At 38.3% G+C, this 18,194-nt stretch carries 15 protein-coding genes; 9 read left to right on the plus strand and 6 right to left on the minus strand.

Annotation, left to right across the window (positions count from 1 at the left end; all coding sequences use genetic code 11):
* Nucleotides 1–38: 38 nt before the first annotated feature.
* Nucleotides 39–1,568, minus strand: a complete 1,530-nt coding sequence (ahpF, locus tag TY13_RS00495) for an alkyl hydroperoxide reductase subunit F (protein ID WP_042470311.1) — start codon at nucleotides 1,566–1,568, stop codon at nucleotides 39–41.
* 103 nt (nucleotides 1,569–1,671) lie between these two features.
* A complete protein-coding gene (gene ahpC, locus TY13_RS00500; protein WP_042470313.1) occupies nucleotides 1,672–2,235 on the minus strand; it encodes an alkyl hydroperoxide reductase subunit C in 564 nt (187 codons plus the stop codon).
* Nucleotides 2,236–2,701: 466 nt separating this feature from the next.
* On the opposite strand from ahpC, the gene TY13_RS00505 reads away from it, so the two are divergent.
* From TY13_RS00505 to TY13_RS00515, 3 genes are read left to right on the plus strand one after another with little or no spacing between them, the layout of a single operon-like run.
* Nucleotides 2,702–3,967: a polysaccharide deacetylase family protein gene (locus TY13_RS00505; protein WP_042470315.1), complete on the plus strand. Its 1,266-nt coding sequence runs from the start codon at nucleotides 2,702–2,704 to the stop codon at nucleotides 3,965–3,967.
* Between the two features lie 23 nt (nucleotides 3,968–3,990).
* Nucleotides 3,991–4,488 carry a sigma-70 family RNA polymerase sigma factor gene (locus tag TY13_RS00510; protein WP_042470317.1) on the plus strand — a complete coding sequence of 166 codons (498 nt, stop codon included), beginning with the start codon at nucleotides 3,991–3,993 and terminating at the stop codon, nucleotides 4,486–4,488.
* On the plus strand, nucleotides 4,485–5,564 hold the full coding sequence (locus TY13_RS00515; RefSeq protein WP_154661481.1) for a S26 family signal peptidase: 1,080 nt from the start codon (nucleotides 4,485–4,487) through the stop codon (nucleotides 5,562–5,564). Before TY13_RS00510 ends, TY13_RS00515 begins: the two co-directional genes overlap by 4 nt.
* A gap of 83 nt (nucleotides 5,565–5,647) precedes the next feature.
* Here TY13_RS00515 and TY13_RS00520 read toward each other — a convergent pair whose 3' ends face one another.
* A complete protein-coding gene (locus TY13_RS00520) occupies nucleotides 5,648–7,105 on the minus strand; it encodes a response regulator transcription factor (RefSeq protein WP_042470319.1) in 1,458 nt (485 codons plus the stop codon).
* 154 nt (nucleotides 7,106–7,259) lie between these two features.
* Here TY13_RS00520 and TY13_RS00525 point away from each other — a divergent pair, with 154 nt between their 5' ends.
* The 6 genes from TY13_RS00525 (at nucleotide 7,260) to TY13_RS00555 (ending at nucleotide 15,096) form a co-directional block, all read left to right on the plus strand.
* Nucleotides 7,260–8,594 (plus strand): YjiH family protein, encoded by a 1,335-nt coding sequence (locus tag TY13_RS00525; protein WP_042470322.1) that lies wholly within the window; start codon nucleotides 7,260–7,262, stop codon nucleotides 8,592–8,594.
* A 21-nt stretch (nucleotides 8,595–8,615) separates the two neighbouring features.
* The gene (gene hutU, locus TY13_RS00530) at nucleotides 8,616–10,277 is read left to right on the plus strand and encodes a urocanate hydratase (protein ID WP_042470325.1); all 1,662 of its coding nucleotides are present in this window, start codon (nucleotides 8,616–8,618) and stop codon (nucleotides 10,275–10,277) included.
* Nucleotides 10,278–10,281: 4 nt separating this feature from the next.
* Nucleotides 10,282–11,550: an imidazolonepropionase gene (hutI, locus tag TY13_RS00535; RefSeq protein ID WP_042470327.1), complete on the plus strand. Its 1,269-nt coding sequence runs from the start codon at nucleotides 10,282–10,284 to the stop codon at nucleotides 11,548–11,550.
* Nucleotides 11,547–12,503 (plus strand): agmatinase family protein, encoded by a 957-nt coding sequence (locus tag TY13_RS00540; RefSeq protein WP_042470329.1) that lies wholly within the window; start codon nucleotides 11,547–11,549, stop codon nucleotides 12,501–12,503. The genes hutI and TY13_RS00540 overlap by 4 nt, the downstream gene beginning before the upstream one ends.
* Before the next feature lie 710 nt (nucleotides 12,504–13,213).
* On the plus strand, nucleotides 13,214–14,248 hold the full coding sequence (locus TY13_RS00550; RefSeq protein WP_042470332.1) for a nitric oxide synthase oxygenase: 1,035 nt from the start codon (nucleotides 13,214–13,216) through the stop codon (nucleotides 14,246–14,248).
* Between the two features lie 131 nt (nucleotides 14,249–14,379).
* Nucleotides 14,380–15,096, plus strand: coding sequence for a toast rack family protein (locus TY13_RS00555; protein WP_042470334.1), 717 nt, complete (start codon nucleotides 14,380–14,382; stop codon nucleotides 15,094–15,096).
* 417 nt (nucleotides 15,097–15,513) lie between these two features.
* Here the strand turns inward: TY13_RS00555 and TY13_RS00560 are convergent, their stop codons facing one another.
* From TY13_RS00560 to TY13_RS00570, 3 genes are all read right to left on the minus strand, one after another.
* The gene (locus tag TY13_RS00560; RefSeq protein ID WP_042470335.1) at nucleotides 15,514–15,801 is read right to left on the minus strand and encodes a hypothetical protein; all 288 of its coding nucleotides are present in this window, start codon (nucleotides 15,799–15,801) and stop codon (nucleotides 15,514–15,516) included.
* 465 nt (nucleotides 15,802–16,266) lie between these two features.
* Nucleotides 16,267–16,821 carry a restriction endonuclease gene (locus TY13_RS00565; protein ID WP_042470336.1) on the minus strand — a complete coding sequence of 185 codons (555 nt, stop codon included), beginning with the start codon at nucleotides 16,819–16,821 and terminating at the stop codon, nucleotides 16,267–16,269.
* Between the two features lie 63 nt (nucleotides 16,822–16,884).
* On the minus strand, nucleotides 16,885–18,081 hold the full coding sequence (locus TY13_RS00570) for a CynX/NimT family MFS transporter (RefSeq protein WP_042470338.1): 1,197 nt from the start codon (nucleotides 18,079–18,081) through the stop codon (nucleotides 16,885–16,887).
* Nucleotides 18,082–18,194: the final 113 nt, after the last annotated feature.

Consider the following 18,194-nt stretch of genomic DNA (forward strand, 5'->3'; position numbering starts at 1 on the left):
GCGGCGTGCCAGCCTGCTTTTCGGGCAACTTTATACTCTTAGTTACGAATCAAATAATCAAATGCGCCGAGTGCAGCTGTTGCGCCTGAGCCCATTGAAATAATAATTTGTTTGTAGGCACTATCTGTGCAGTCACCTGCTGCAAATACACCAGGGACGCTAGTTGCGCCGTGTCTGTCGACAACAATTTCACCAAAGCGTGTACGTTCGAATTCTTCACCTAACCACTCTGTGTTTGGCACAAGACCGATTAAAATGAAGACACCTTGTACATCGATATGGCGCTCCTCGCCAGATTCGCGCTCTACGTATGTTAGACCGTTTACTTTATCAGTACCTGTAATTTCTTTCGTTTGAGCATTTGTTACAACAGTTACGTTTGGTAAGCTAAATAAACGCTTTTGTAACACTTCGTCTGCTTTTAGCTCAGCGTTGAATTCTATAACTGTAACACTCTTCACGATACCCGCTAGGTCAATTGCCGCCTCGATTCCTGAGTTACCGCCACCGATTACTGCTACATCTTTGCCAGCGAATAATGGACCATCACAGTGAGGGCAGTAAGCAACACCCTTATTTTTAAATTCAGCTTCGCCAGGAACGCCTACATTGCGCCAACGAGCACCTGTTGATAGAATAACTGTTTTACTTTTTAATACGGCACCGTTCTCAAGCTCGACTTCGACTAAATCTTTCTTTTCTAAACGAGTTGCACGCTGTAAATTCATAATATCGACAGGATAATCCTTTACATGCTCCTCAAGGCTAGCAACAACTCTTGGACCTTCTGTGTGCTTCGTTCCAATAATGTTTTCAATCGACAATGTATCGTTTACTTGACCACCGAAACGATCTGCAACAATACCTGTACGGATGCCTTTACGCGCTGCATAAACTGCTGCACTTGCACCAGCAGGACCACCGCCAACAACAAGCACATCGAATGGCTCTTTATTGTTGAATTCAGAAGCATCTGGCCCACTGCCTAGCTTGCCTAAAATTTCTTCTAATGTCATACGACCACTACCGAATGACTCACCGTTTAAATAAACAGTTGGTACTGCCATAATATCTTTGCTTTCGACTTCTTCCTTGAATGCTGCACCATCAATCATTGTATGTGAAATATTTGGGTTTAATACGCTCATAATGTTAAGCGCTTGTACAACATCTGGGCAGTTATGACAGCTTAAGCTAATGTATGATTCAAAGCGATACTCGCCTTGAATTGCTTTTACTTGATCAATTACAGCCTGTTCCACTTTTGGCGCACGACCACTGACTTGTAATAATGCTAAAACAAGTGACGTGAATTCATGACCAAGTGGTACACCTGCAAAAACAATGCCCGTATCTTCATTTACACGATTTACGCTGAAGCTAGGAGTACGTGGAAGTGTAGCCTGCTCAACTGTAATATGTGATGACATCGATTTTAGCTCGTCTACTAATGCTAGCATGTCGCGTGAAACGTCATCTGAGCCAGCGCTAATTTTTAGAACAATATCGCCTTCCATTAACTCTAAATACTGGGCTAATTGTGCTTTAATATCTGCATCTAATAACATGAGAGAAAACTCCTTATTTTAATAAATTTTCAGGGGTATAAACATGAACGGCTGCCTGGAAAGTGGTATGTTAGCCTACTTTCCAGACAGCCTCTGTTTTTTCTTAGATTTTACCTACTAATTCAAGGCTTGGTTTTAATGTAGCAGCGCCTTCCTGCCATTTAGCTGGACATACTTCACCTGGATTGTTACGTACGTATTGAGCTGCCTTAATTTTGTTTACTAATGTGCTTGCATCACGGCCGATACCGTCAGCGTTAATTTCTACTGCTTGTACAACGCCGTCTGGATCGATAATAAATGTACCACGGTTTGCAAGACCTGATTCTTCGTCTAAAACGTCAAAGTTTGTAGAGATTTGGTGAGAAGGATCACCAATCATAATGTATTCGATTTTGCCGATTGCTTCTGAAGAATCGTGCCATGCTTTATGTGTAAAGTGTGTGTCAGTTGATACAGAGTATACTTCAACACCTAGATCTTTTAATGCTGCATATTGGTTTTGTAAATCTTCTAATTCAGTTGGACATACGAATGTGAAGTCCGCTGGGTAGAAGCACACAACGCTCCATTGACCTTTGAAGTTTTCTGAAGATACTTCGATGAATTCACCTTTTTGGAAAGCCTGTGCTGAGAAAGCTTCTACTTGTTTACCGATTAATGCCATGATAAATTTCCTCCTTGTTTATGAAAAACTACAATCACTATTCTACACGAATCGCCAGCAATTGAGAAACGAAATGCATTATAAGCACGTTAAAAGACCTAAAGTCTGTATGTAAAAAGCTTAATAATGACAACGAATATCAAGCATAGTGCATTAGCAAATTCGCTTTATTAATAGTTATTGCTTTTTTATAATAATTATTGCCTACGACTCAAATTATGGTGTACAACCAACTATTCTGTCAAGGTTATGATAGCCAAAAACGAGCACTTTATACAGAAAGTTTGGAAATTGTTCATAAATGGTGAGAGTTGTTTTATATTTTGATGAAATTAATTGATGGGGTGCTAGAAACTCCTAATGAAGTAAGTTTCATTTGCCTCAAAAAATTTTTATAAAAATCTTTGAAACTATTTTCGAAAATCTCCGTCTGTACGTTGCTTAAATGGCAGAGGAGGTAAATTAATTGAGAAGAATTTATTTTAATGGGCTGTTACTTGTCAGCTTTATCATATTAATAATAGGTATTAATGCAAAATGGAGTTCAACCGATGTAGATGGTAGCAAAGCGTTTGCGCAAACTATTCAAAGGGAAGCACTTATGACAGAAAGGGAGTTTGGGCAAGTGCTAACACTGCAAGAGCGTCAACCGATGTATATGAAAGGAGCAACCTTCACTAAAATTGGTGAATTGGAAGCAAACCAGCCAATTGCTATCGTAGGAGAAGATGAAGTGTATTATGAGCTTCGATTTGGAAAAATGGCTGTCTTTGTTCCGAAAGAGCATGCTTCTGTTGAAAGGAAAAGTTTAAATGCATTAGTACATACAGAGCGCCAAGTGGCAATTAAAACGCTACAAAAAACAGCTGTTTATGAGGATGCAGATTTACAAAGTGCTTCTATAATGTATTTGGAAGAAGGTTATCGCTATCCAGTAGTACACGAAGAAAAAGATTGGTATATCGTAAAAATAGGAGAGCGACCAGGCTATATATATAAACAGTCAGTTGCTTTGGATGAAGGGTTACCGGTACTTTTATATCATCATATTTTGCCTCAAGACTGGATAAAAACGACAGCTAGTACGATATCATTAGAAGCTTTTGAGCAGCAGATGGCCTATTTAGCTGAAAATGGATTTAAAACATTAACAACACATGAGCTCTATGATTATTTGGAAGGACGTCTCATTGTACCAGAAAAAGCTGTATTAATTACATTTGATGATGGCCTATTATCTACGAGAGAATATGCTTATCCTATTTTGAAGCAATATGGATTTACCGCGCTACAGCATATTATTTCCTCTCGTACAAATAGGGAGCAAGGGGCACAAATATTCAACACTGAAGGACCGCTACAATTTTTTTCAGCATCAGATTTAGAGGAGCTAGCAGATGTTTTTCACTTTGAGGCTCATACGTATGATTTACATTCGCTTAATAAAGGCTCGGGTATTGCATTAGAGCATTCAAAAGAACAAATTATTATGGATTTACAACGAAATATGGAGGAGGTTCCAACAGCTATTTCGTTAGCTTATCCATATGGACAATATAATGAGGAATTTATCGCTGCGACGAAAGAGGCGGGGCTACTAATCGGTTTTACAACGAGGGAAGGATATGCAAATATGAATACGTCCAACTACGAGGTATGTCGATTTGGAATGACAGAAAAAAGGTCTTTTGAGCAATTTACTACTTATGTTGATGGCGAAATGACATGGTAATAGAAGAAGGTGAGATTTCATAAATGAACCAAATTAATCAAATAATCGATGAACACTCACGCTATTTAGTACGCATCGCTTATTTATACGTGAAAAATTGGCAGACAGCTGAGGATATTGTGCAAGAAGTATTTGTTACGTATTTTCAAAAGAGCGACCAATTTCGCAATGAAGCATCATTAAAGACATATTTAACTAAAATGACAGCCAATCGTGCAAAAGATTATTTGCGCTCATGGAAGCATAAAAAAGATGTGTTGTTTGATACGATTTTTACTTCGACAAAAGGAACAGAGGAAGTATTGTTAGAGCAGGAGCAATTAGCAGAACTGGAGAAAAATCTTTTCCAGCTTCCTTTAAAGTATCGCGAGCCTTTAATATTATTTTATTATGATGAGCAGTCTATAGCGGAAATAGCAGATTATCTACAGCTAAATGAAAATACTGTGAAAACACGTTTGCGGCGAGCTAAGCAACAATTGAAAGAGTTTTTTGAGGAAGAGGAGGTAGTAAACAATTGAGCGATTTTAAACGCAAACTCGATCAAATGATGGGCGACACATCAGAACAGGAAAGACGCATAAAACAACGTGTACATGAAAGTTTACGAATATCAAAGAAAAGGTTCTCATGGCAGGTGCCAGTCGTAACAGCAGCGATTGCTGTAGTAGCGCTTTTCCTATTCATCACATTCAACCCGCTAGAGCAGCTTTCATCAAATGAAGGACCAGAAATTCCATATGATCCACTAGATGATCTAGCGCAAATTTCGGCACTGCAAAAAAAGAAGCAACTATCAGAGATTGATTATGAACAATTTGCAACGCTTCCGCAATTTGATCAAGTCGATGGCCTGAATTATGTGGACAGTGAAGCATTTTCTCTAAAGGGGAGCTCAAGCACTTTCCATACAGTGATAGAACGCAAAACCAACTTATATGATGGAACGGTTTACAAGGCTGGAGATATAGTTCGGACAATGACAAATACGACAAGTCACCTACCAACTTACGCAGATGCATACTATGAAATCATTGCTGTACCAGGTGATCGAGTTCTATTAAAAAATGGGCAGTTGGAGGTAAATGGTAAGCCGCTAAAATCTAAGATTATAGAGCGTTATAAAGAACAAGGAGTTACGATTGTTGGGGGTTATGACCAGCTATTAAATGCGCGTGAATATTTTTTATTAAATCATTTTCCAGCTAGTGAAACAGTACAGGCCGGAACAATAACGCCTGTTCATAAAATTTATGGTGAGGTTGTGGGGTTGGCAACAGAGGAAAATACTGAATCAATTTATTTAACAAAAGGACAAATGGACACATATAATCCAGAGCAATATTTTGATTTGTTTTTGTATAACAGCCTTTTTGGTGAGGGAGATTTAGCACAATCACTCATTGATTCCTCAACATCATTTTCACAAACCAATCGTCTTGGCGAATTATTTTTAGAGGCAGCCTATCGAAAGGTTTCTCCTATTTCCGACAATGAGGTTGAAATTCGCTATCAATACGGACGAGCAGGAGTTAGCGAGTATGTGTTTTATATGACGCAGCAGCCTAATACAGGCTCATGGATAGTAAGTGAATGAGAAAACGCATGAAATCTCTCCTGATTTCATGCGTTTTTTTAGTTAAGTTCGAATTGTTACTTTAGACCTATTTAAGCAAGCACTCAGCTTTTTAACTGATTATTCGCTCGGTAACGATATGGCGTTGTGCCTTGCTGCTGCTTGAACACTTTAATAAAATAGTTAACATCCTCAAAGCCATTTAAATGTGCGACTTCGGTAATGGCTAAATCGGTTTCTAGTAATACTTTGCATGCTGCTTGGATGCGCACATTTTGAACGTAGCGTTTGAAAGGAATACCCTGTTTTTTAGAAAATAACGTGCTTAAATAGTTCGGACTAATACCAAGCTGATGGGCAACGGAGTGTAAGTTCAAATTACTATCGCTAAAGTCACGTTGAATTAATTCCACCGCAAGCTCGCTATAGTCCGCCTTTAGTTGCTCCTTCGACTTTTCAACAGCATCCATTAGAGCTTGGGTAAACAACATCATTTCTTGCAAAATCGAATATAAAATTGGTCCCTTCAATATAAGATGAAATAGCTTTCGATAGTCTGCCTCAATGCTTGCTTGTTGCTGCAAATGATATTTCATCATATAGCGGCGCAGTTGCGCGAGCACACTTGTTAAATGTATGCGCACATCATCATGATGGTAAAATGTATCCGCCTTCGCTAATTGATAAAGGAAAGCTTTAATTGCCGCTGTATTTCTCTCCTCTAAGCTATTAATCCAGAGCTGCTGTTCCTCGGGTGTTAATAAGGGGTCAAGCCTTACAATTGAAAACTGTTCAGAGCTAAGAAAAATATGCTCATAGCCTTTATAAAAGCGTTGTATTAACACCTTTTTCGATTCTTCATACATTTCACGTATTGTTGCATTGTCGCCATCGTATAAGGCAATATTCATATATTCTGTGCTGACAATATGCCATTCTTGAATAAGTAAACGTAGTTGCTTTAATAATTCGCTACGTTCGCTATTTTCTACTACACAAATTATGCGATTTTGTAATGGTAATGCAGTCATTTGCTGAAAGAGATGTAGTTCTATAAACCATTCATAAAGCCGCAAATTTGATTCGAAATTGGATGGCTCAATAATAAAAAATTGCTTTCGGCTGACATCAACAATCGTCGGCTTTTTTAAATATAAATCAACGTATAATTGTACATCTGTTGTTTCTTGCTGCGCTAAAGTTGAAGCAGCTCGATCAATATTTAAAGCGAGTAAAGTCGTTTTTAGCTGCTCCAACGGAATTGGTTTGACAAATAACTGTGCAGCTTGTAATTGTATAGCCTTTGCAGCATGTTGAAAAATTGGCTGTGCTGTTAATGCAATAATATGAGGCTGGTAGCGCAATAACAGCTTTTCAATAGAGGGCGTTAACATTTCAATTTCAACGATAACGACATGCGGGTGCAACATTTCCAAAGAATTTTGCAATTCCGCTGTATCTTGTACATGCTCCACTTCAACATGGCTCGGAAAGTAATTTTTTATATACCAGCTAATACCTCTTGCCTCTTCAACATCTCGATCTATTAATAAAATTCGCATTTTATCACCTGTAATAAATTATATTTGTTAAATTATTTCTGTTTTTAATTGTAATTATGGATTAATTTCTTTAAATATTACTATATTGTGCGAGCTAAATCCATTTATTCAGAATTGAAAGAAATTTAAAGTAAGAGTAAGGGGAGGGAATAAAATGACGAGTCATCAACAAACAGAAAATCCACAGCCATTGATAGGGTTTCGTCCTTCACAAGCTTTGAAAATGATTATCTGTAGTTTGATTGGGATAGCTAGTTTCTTTGTTACATTTGAGTGGCAAGGGAAATCATCCATTTTAATTGATCACATTGTAACATTTCTTTCGACAAATTTGCCGCAAGCAGTCAATGTTTATATCGTGTTAATTTTAATTTTAGGCTCATTTTATCCTTTTGTTACAGGGAAATGGAAGAAGTCAAAGGTTGATATCATCTTATCCATTTTTAAGATTGGCGGATTAGTTGCTGGAATTATGCTAATATTTGGATTTGGTCCAGCATGGTTGTTTAACCCAGATATTGGCCCATTCTTAATGGAAAAGCTTATTAAGCCAGTAGGGGTACTTATTCCAATCGGTGCTATTTTTCTAGCGCTACTCGTAAGTTATGGCTTACTCGAGTTTATAGGTGTTTTTATGCAACCTGTTATGAAGCCATTGTTCAGAACACCTGGACGTTCAGCAGTTGATGCAGTGGCATCATTTGTAGGAAGCTATTCTGTAGGATTATTATTAACAAATCGCGTATTTAAAGAAGGTAAGTATACGATAAGAGAAGCTTCTATTATTGCAACTGGCTTTTCAACTGTATCTGCTACTTTTATGGTTGTTGTAGCGAAAACACTTGATTTAATGGAACATTGGAACGCATTTTTCTGGGTGACATTAGTAATAACATTTGTTGTAACCGCTATCACAGCAAGAATTTATCCGTTACGTTCGATGAGTAATGACTGCTATGAGGGCTCGACACCACAGCCAGAAGTCATCGTGCGAAAGGATCGCCTGAAAACAGCATGGCATGAAGCAATGGTAGCAGTTGATTCTAATCCACCATTATTGAAAAATTTATATCTTCATTTGAAAGATGGTCTCATAATGACGATGGGAGTTATCCCTTCCATTTTATCAATAGGTTTACTAGGGGTGGTACTCGCAACATATACACCAATTTTTGATATAGTTGCATACATCTTTGTACCATTTACTTATATTTTACAGTTACCAGATCCAATGTTAACAGCAAAGGCTTTATCGCTATCTATTGCGGAAATGTTTTTACCAGCATTAGTAGTTACACAAGCTGCAATGGTAACGAAATTTATTGTGGCAGTTATATCAATATCAGCGATTTTATTTTTCTCAGCTGTAATTCCAGTTATTTTATCAACGGATATCCCGTTATCTATTCGTCAAATGATCATTATTTGGTTTGAACGCGTAGTTTTAACGTTAATTTTAGTAACACCAATTGCATTTTTATTATTTTAATATTAAAGGAGAGAATGACAGATGACTTTTAAAACAAATATTCGAGCACCACGAGGTAATGAATTAACATGTAAAGGTTGGACACAGGAAGCAGCAATGCGTATGCTGATGAACAACTTAGATCCTGAAGTAGCAGAAAATCCAGATGAATTAGTTGTTTATGGTGGTATCGGTAAAGCTGCACGTAACTGGGAAAGCTATGAGCAAATTATCGAATCATTAAAGAAACTAGAAAATGATGAGACGTTAATCGTGCAATCAGGGAAACCTGTTGCTGTATTCCGTACACATGAAAATTCACCACGTGTATTAATTGCTAACTCAAACTTAGTACCACAATGGGCAAATTGGGATAAGTTTTATGAGCTTGAAGAGCGCGATTTAATGATGTATGGACAAATGACAGCGGGTAGCTGGATTTACATCGGTGCGCAAGGTATTTTACAAGGAACATACTTAAGCTTTGTAGAAGCAGGTAAAAAAGTATTCGGCTCAGCAGATTTACGTGGTAAATTCATTTTAACTGGCGGTATGGGCGGTATGAGTGGTGCTCAGCCACTTGCAGGTAAAATGGCTGGCGCAGTTATTTTAGTAGTAGAAGTGGATCGTGCGAAAATCGAACGTAAAATTAAAGAAGCATATTGTGATTATTTAGTAGAAACAGTAGATGAGGCAATTGATTTAGTTAATAAGCTACGTGAGAAAAATGAGCCTGCATCAATTGGGCTTGTAGGAAACTGTGCGGATGTTAACCGTGAATTATTAAATCGTGGCATTATTCCAGATTTCGTGACAGACCAAACATCAGCGCATGACCCAATTAACGGATATGTACCAAATGGCATGACATTAGAGGAAGCATTTGCACTACGCAAGGCTGATCCGAAAACATATGAGCAAAAGGCAAAGGAAACAATGGCGGAGCATGTACGTACAATGTTAGAATTCCAACAGGCGGGTGCAGAAGTATTCGACTACGGTAATAATATTCGTGCATATGCTCAAGAGATGGGTGTTGAAAATGCATTTGACTTCCCAGGCTTCGTACCAGCGTATATTCGCCCATTATTCTGTGAGGGTAAAGGTCCGTTCCGTTGGGCTGCATTATCAGGTGACCCAGAGGATATCTACAAAACAGATGCATTAGCGAAGGAAATGTTCGCAGATGATGAAGGTTTAGTAAATTGGGTTGATATGGCTCAGAAAATGGTAAAATGGCAAGGGCTACCTGCACGTATTTGCTGGTTAGGCTATGGCGACCGTCACCGCTTCGCATTACGTGTTAACGAAATGGTAGCTAGCGGAGAGTTAAAGGCACCAATCGTATTCGGTCGTGACCATTTAGACTCAGGCTCTGTTGCTTCACCAAACCGTGAGACAGAAGGTATGCGTGATGGCACAGATGCAGTATCAGACTGGCCATTATTAAACGCGCTTGTCAATACAGCGAGCGGTGCAAGCTGGGTAAGCTTACACCACGGTGGTGGTGTAGGAATGGGCTTCTCACAGCACGCAGGTCAAGTGCTTGTAGCAGATGGAAGCGAATTAGCTGCAGAAAAAATTAAACGAGTATTAGTAGCAGACCCAGGTATGGGGGTTGTGCGCCATGCCGATGCAGGATACGATATTGCAATTCGCACAGCAAAAGAAAAAGGCGTACAAATGCCGATGTTAAAGGACTGAGAAAATGGCGTTATTAATTATCAATGCAAATGAAGTCGTGACATTAGCGAGTGAGAAAAAAGGACCTCGTATTAAAGAGGAAATGACAGAAATTAATGTGCTACAAGATGTAGCTGTATTAGTTGCTGAGGGGAAAATCGTACAGATTGCTCCCCTTGAGCAACTACAGCGCGATTATGCGGATTTAGTAGCGAGTGCAGAGGTTGTTGACGCAAAAGGTCAAATCGTTTTACCAGGCTTTGTCGATGCTCATACACATTTAGTACATGGTGGTACGCGTGAAAACGAATTTAATATGCGTTTGAACGGTGCAACTTACATGGAAATCATGAATGCTGGTGGCGGGATCCACTTCACTACAACAAAAACGCGTGAAGCAAGCTTTGATGAGTTGTATGATAAAACATATGCACATTTAAATACGTTTTTAAAGCATGGCATTACAACTGTCGAAGCTAAATCTGGCTATGGTCTTGATTGGGAAACAGAGTATAAGCAATTAACAGTTGCGAAAAAATTACAAGAAAACCACCCAATTGATGTAGTATCTACTTTTATGGGTGCACATGCTGTACCGAAGGAATACAAAGAGAACAGCGATAAGTTTGTTGATATCGTTATTGAGGAAATGCTGCCGAAAGTGGCAGAGCAAGGTCTAGCTGAATTTAATGATGTCTTTTGTGAGCATGGTGTCTTTACACCAGAGCAATCGCGCCGCATTTTATTAGCTGGGAAAGAGTTAGGCTTAACGCCAAAAATCCATGCGGATGAAATTGAGCCATATGAAGGGGCAGAGCTTGCTGCTGAAGTTGGTGCAATTTCGGCAGAGCATTTACTTGTTGCTTCTGACGAGGGCATTCGTCGCATGGCGGAGGCAGGGACGATTGCTGTGCTTTTACCAGGAACAGCCTTCTTCCTACGTGCACCATTTGCGCGTGGTCGCCTAATGGTTGATTCAGGTGTTCCTGTTGCAATTTCAACAGACTTTAACCCAGGCTCATCACCAACAATTAGTTTGCCATTTATTCAAAACTTGGCGTGCCTAAATATGGGGATGACAATGGAGGAAGTAATTACAGCGACAACGATTAATGCAGCCTATGCAATTAATCGCGGCGATGAAGTAGGTTCATTAGAGACAGGTAAAAAAGCAGATATCGTGATTTTAAATGTACCAAACTATAAGCAAATGCAATACTTCTATGGTATGAACCATACACAGACAGTAATTAAAGGCGGTAAAGTTGTTGTGAAGGATGGCGTTCTTGTATGAGTGAGGTCATTGTACAACCAAGCTTTGTATGGCAACGCCAAGACGGGCAGGATATAAAAGTGAAGGATTGGATTTGCCCAGCAGCTGAAATGGCAGACGAGCCGCAAGTCGTTGTGCTAGGTGTACCATTATCACGCTCATCAATTAGTGCGTCAGCGGCATCGGAATTTCCGAGCGCCTTCCGTAAAAGCTGGGAGCTATTCACGACATATTATATCGATGAGCAAGTCGATATTCGCGGTTTGCAAGTAGCAGATATTGGCGATGTGAAAATGCATACGACAGATATTTTGCAGTGTCATCGCAATATCGAGCAAGCGATGCAAGATATAATGCAGCGCTATCCTCAAAGTTTTTATGTGTCAATTGGTGGTGACCATTCCATTACAGCTCCGCTTGTGCGTGCTTTAAGAGAAGGAAAGCGTGTCGGCATTTTACAGTTTGACACACATTTGGATTTGCGTGATTTATCGAATGGACCATCAAACGGCACACCGATTCGCCAGCTACTAGAGGCGGGGGTTGTGCATGGTGAAGATGTGTATAATATTGGCTTACATGGCTTCTATAATGCGCCTTCCTTAATTGAGGCCGCCGAGCATTATGGTGTCAATATGATTACACTGAAGCAAATGCGTCGTAAAGGTGCACAGCAACAAATCGCTGAGGTGATGTCTGCACTACAAGAAAAAGTCGATTTCGTTTATGTAACAGTTGATATTGATGTGCTAGATATTGCCTACGCGCCAGGTGTACCAGCTTCTACACCAGGTGGTATGCGTACTGATGAGCTATTCGATTTACTTTTTGAAGTAGGCAAGTACGATGCGGTGCGTGCGATTGACTTCGTTTGCATCGACCCGCACCGTGATACGAGCGAGCTACAAACAGTAAAAGCTGTGACCTATGCGTTTTTAACGACATTGAGTTCGCGTTATATTCATTTGAAATGAGGGACATTATTGTCTCTCATTTTTTTAGTGATGTGAAATAGATGAAGCGCCAATAAAAAATAAATAATGCCTCTTTTCGAGGAGAAAGGTCGTTTGTACTCAGCTCTTATTCTTTCTATAGTGTAAAAGTTGCAAGGCTACATAAACGATCATTAAAAATGCTGGTATTTTGAAAAGCCAGTGACTTTCTACAAATATTAATTGTGGGAAGAGAATAATGATAATAGCGAAAACTAGCAATCCAATTGTTCTGCTCAAGGATATTTGCTCGTCATTCTTTTTTTCGCCACCATATTTTATAGTTGCTATATTTTGCACTAGCATGGCGCTAGTAGCTACAAATATCTCTCATATAAAATAAATTGTGAAAAAAGCAGGGATTAGCAGCCCTAGCACTCTTTTAATAGTCATGTTAGTTTTTAATCCTCGGTTTCTTAATTAATAAAAATTGCCCCAAATTATTAGCGCCACACTAATAGAAAGCCTCAACAATCCGCTTATAGGAGCTAAAAATACAACTATACTTAAAATAATTAAGATTAGGGACATACTCCTTTTATTTATAATAATTAATAAATATGTAATTTTCAATTGCACTACATTTTGACCATTTTTAGTCATATATGAAAGATACATGTTTTATAAATCGGAATGTATATTGGTTTCCACTCAAGCTTCTTCTACAATTGAAGTGAGTGGAGGATGGAACAATGAACAGACAAGAAATGCATGATTTTTTCAATTTATATAAAACAGAATGTAACAAAACAGATGAATGGTTAGCGGAACGCCTTAAAGAGGAGCCGTACCAGCTAACGACAGAGGAATTAACATTTGGTGCGCGGGTAGCATGGCGCAATAGTAATAAATGCATTGGACGTCTATTTTGGCAGTCGTTGCATGTTTTTGATGAGCGCGAATTATTAGAGGAGCAAGCGATTTTTGAGGCATTACTACGCCATATTGATTTTGCAACGAATGAAGGGAAAATTCGTCCTACGCAAACGATCTTTGCTCCAGGACGAGTGCGCATTTGGAATCATCAATTGATTCGTTATGCAGGCTATGAAACGGATAATGGTATTATTGGCGATTCAGACTCATTACAATTTACGAAAATGTGTCTAGAGCTTGGTTGGCAGGGAGAAGGGACAGAATTTGATGTACTCCCCCTTGTTATTCAAGTAGACGAACGAGAGCCGAAATTGTTTGAGATTCCAAAAAAGCATGTGCTAGAAGTGGATATTACACACCCACAGTATGATCGTTTTATGGAACTACAATTAAAATGGTATGCTGTGCCGATTATTTCAAGCATGCGCTTTAGCTGTGGAGGGGTTGAGTTTGCGGCTGCGCCGTTCAATGGCTGGTATATGGGCACTGAAATTGGCGCGCGCAATTTTGCAGATGTGGAGCGCTACAATATGCTGCCTGCTGTGGCAGATATTCTTAATATTGCACGTGAATCAAATAGCTCTTTATGGAAGGATCGCGTGCTTGTAGAGCTAAATATTGCGGTATTGCATTCCTTCAAAAAAGCTGGAGTTAGCATCGTCGATCATCATACGGCTGCACAGCAATTTAAGCTATTCCAACAGCAGGAGGAAGCAGCAAATCGTAAAGTAACAGGCAATTGGACATGGTTAATTCCGCCGTTGTCTCCAGCAGCCACACATATTTACCATCAGCCAATCTCGAATGATATAAAGAAACCGAACTATTTTTATCAAAGACAGCCTTTTTAAAATTTGCAGGAAGTAATTATCATCTCAGTCTAGAGACCTAGTGATAATTCCAACGCAAGGAGGTTTTTGGAAAAATGCTACTTCTATATACTAAAGGTAACAGATAAAGTATGTAGAAGGAGGATATAGAAATGAAAAGAGTAATATTACTTGGTGCAATGATGGGTGTTTCAGTATTAATGTTAACAGGGTGTTTTTCCATTATACCTAGCAAGACAAAAGAGGAGTCCATTGTAGTTGAAAAGGATAAGGCAAAAAATTTAAATGTGGACATTGACCTTGGTGTAGGAGAAATAACGATAGAAAAAGGGGCACAAGAATGGGTAGAAGGTACTGCACAGTACAATAAAAAGAAATTGGCTCCACACGTAAGTTATAAACTGCAAGGAAAAACGGGAGAAGTGACGATTGAGCAAAAAAGCGCAAAAAACCTTGGATTATCAGGAGTAAAAAATAATTGGGAAATAATGTTGAATGAAGATGTACCGATGAATTTAGCTATAGAGATGGGGGCATCTGATGCCGACCTTGATTTACAAGGGCTACAGCTCGAGAAACTAGATATTAATACAGGTGTTGGTGATTTAACTGTCAATTTAGGTGGTGATTGGTCGAATAGCTTTGATGCGACAATCGAATCTGGCGTTGGGCAAACAACTGTTATTTTACCATCAAAGGTAGGCGTAAAAATTACTGTAGAAAAAGGTATTGGTACTCTTGATGTTGATGGCTTTACTGCCAAAGGAAAAGGTGTATATATCAATGAAGCTTATGGTAAAGAAGATGTTACGATTAATGTAGATGTTGAAATGGGCCTAGGAGAAGTAACGTTTAAATTAGATAATTAGTAGAGAGCAAAAAGCGCAAGAAATTAATGTTTCTTGCGCTTTTTTTAGCATTTTCTTCTCATTTTTTAAAGTCCTATCTAAAAAGGTTGTTGTTTTTAGGCTTTTAATTTCTTTATTGATTAGACTGAAGATCAAAAGGGAGAAAAAACATGAAAATACGAATGTTGTTGAATACATAATAGATATTAGTGTTCAAAACACTATAACGAAAATACCAAATTAGTTTTATTTACAGATGGCTATTTCTAAATGCTAAAATAATAGTGAAGGAGCCTATAAATATGAATAAAAAAGATGATGTAAAACCATAGTATATAGATATGTGTGGAAATATGGTACATGAGTGTTGCTAATATAAGCCATAAAATCAGAAAAACCTTTCATTAAATTTTGAAAGGTTTTTCTTCTAATTGTATATTATATAAGCTGCTGTGCAAACATAAGACCGACAGGGATAGTTAACCAAAGGAGTAAGCAACTTGTTAAAATTTTAGAATAAGAGGTGTTTTCTAACTTCTTTTTGGAAACGAATCTCCACATCAATAATGCCCCAATAGCCCATATTGGTAAGATTAAAAAGAATTCTGGGGTTAATTTTGAAGCGTCACCTAAAGCCCCTTCTGCAAAAAAATAAGAAATCAATATTGCAATAAGACCACTGACTATAATATTGCTCATAACTAAGATTGGTTTCAATTTAAACATTTAAATATCCTCCTCCCTTTGATTAATAAATATCATGTTCATCATATGTCAAATTATTTACAATGGATAGGTGTATAAAGATATATTATTAGTGATTTCCACCTTATCATTGGGGATAGTCTAACATAACATCAAATTATTTCAAAATATGTTTACTGAAAAACTGAAATTATTATTCCCCTCTACGATTCTTTATTGAACATGGAGGTAAAACTGCTTTCAAAAAAGAAAGGGGAAATGTAATAATGTAAGAAAATGCTATTATTCTAAACGGCAAGTATGTTAATGACGAGGTAGAGCAAGAAGTGTATGTGCAAAACATTTATACGAAATCGGATTTCCATTTGCTAATAGAGGAACTTCAAAAACATGTTCCATTAATAAAAAGCAGAAGCAGGATATGTATAAACCTGATATTTACATGAAATCGCGAGAAACCAATGTTTCTCGCGATTTTGACCAGTTTTATTTATTTAAAATAAGATCAATCAAATCCTCACGGTCAACTAAATAGACATCATTAATATTAGCTAGTTTGATTGCTTGTTTTGTAAAATGGCTATTTGTCACAACCCATGCCTCAGTTGCATTATACATTTTTACTGCACCAATAATTTCTTGTACAGCTTTTACTCCAACTGTGCCACTATAGCGCTTTGCCTGTACAGCAATAATTTCTTTGCGGTCCTTTAAAATAAGGTCCGCTCCGTAATCACCAGATGTGGCAGTATAGGATACTTTATAGCCTCGGCGTTTGAATAATTCACCTAGAAAGCGTTCAAACTCCTCACCAGTCATGCTATCGACTTCTTTAATTCCAGCTTTACGCAAACGGGCTATACGCCTCGTTTTGAACCAAATCGTAATTACTATAATAACGACTAAGTAAATGACGATGGCACCAACGATACCTTGCCATGTTCTAGTAAAATACCAGCCTGTAGCCCCAGCAACTAATAACAACATTTGCAGAAATGAAGTTGATAAACTTTTTTTACGTTTTTTCTTTCTTTTTTTCAAAATTTGTACTCCTTATTACAATGATAGCTTTCATTATAACACAAAAAGGTACAAATGTTCGCATTAGATTTTGCGATTTTGTGAGCTAATCATACTTGTTATTAAAAGTAGAATAGTAACAACTATGAAAATAACATTAGGAATATGCCAGCCATTCATAGCATCGTGAATATAGCCAAGAGCAATTGGTCCAATTGCTGCAAGCAAGTAGCCAATAGACTGAGCGAAGCCTGAGAGCTCAGCAGCCTCATAAGCCGTATTAGTCCGCAAAGTGAAAAGCATCATGCATAAACTGAAAGAAGCTCCCCCTGCAAAGCCAAGGAAAATCATCCAAATAACGACTGAACTCGTCCATTCCATCATTAACCCTGTAAAGCCTATTAAATAGCAAATAACAAAAAACAATGTAATCGGGCGTTGGGAAGAAAGCTTACCAGCAATAATTGGCACAATAAAGGTCATAGGAATTTGTGAAAGTTGCATGATAGTTACCATCCAACCCGCATTTTCTGGTTGCATCCCTTGCGAAACTAATATTTCTGGTAGCCATGTAGCCAAAGAATAAAAGAAAAAAGATTGCAATCCCATTGTTAAAGCGACAGTCCATGCCAGCCATGATCGAGAAAGCTTTGTGCGTGGTTGCTTGATGCCTGGAGCCATCGTTTCTGCTTTATTGTTGCGTAATAATGGGAACCAAGCAATCAATGTTGTAATACAAAGAATTACAGAGAAGCCTAAAGCCCCTTGCCAGCCAAATGATGACATAGCAATAGGGTGACTAATCCCAACTGCTAGCCCTGCTGAGGCATTCATTGATACGGTATAAATGCCCATTAAAAGCCCAATATGTAGTGGGAATTTCAATTTGAAATAACTAGGGATAAGTACATTGGCAAAGGCAATCGCAACCCCGATTAATACAGTTCCAGTAATGAGCAAAAGTGTCATACCTAAGGAGCGTAAAACGATCCCAGCTAATAATAAAAGAACGGAATAAAATAAAGTACGCTCCATCCCAAACTTACGTGCAATAGGTGCTGCGAATGGTGAAATGACCGCGAAGGCCAATAAAGGAATCGTCGTTAAAAATCCAGCGAGTGCATTAGAAATGCCTAGATCCTCACGAATAAATGGAATAACTGGCCCTACAACTGTTAATGGTGTACGTAAAATAGTCGCAATAAGGAAAATGGCTACGACGAAGAGCAGGGTTTGCTTTGTGATTTTTTTACTTGTTTGATGTGATGAATCCGTATCCATAACAATCCTCCTTAGTACATAATTATTTAATTATATAGCAAGCATACAATATTTTCTAAAAGGATGCCTACTGTAGCTAGGAAAAAGTGATGGAAATATGCTAAAATGCAAGC

It is taken from the genome of Bacillus ndiopicus (assembly GCF_000612805.1).
In the GTDB taxonomy this organism is placed as follows: domain Bacteria; phylum Bacillota; class Bacilli; order Bacillales_A; family Planococcaceae; genus Metasolibacillus; species Metasolibacillus ndiopicus.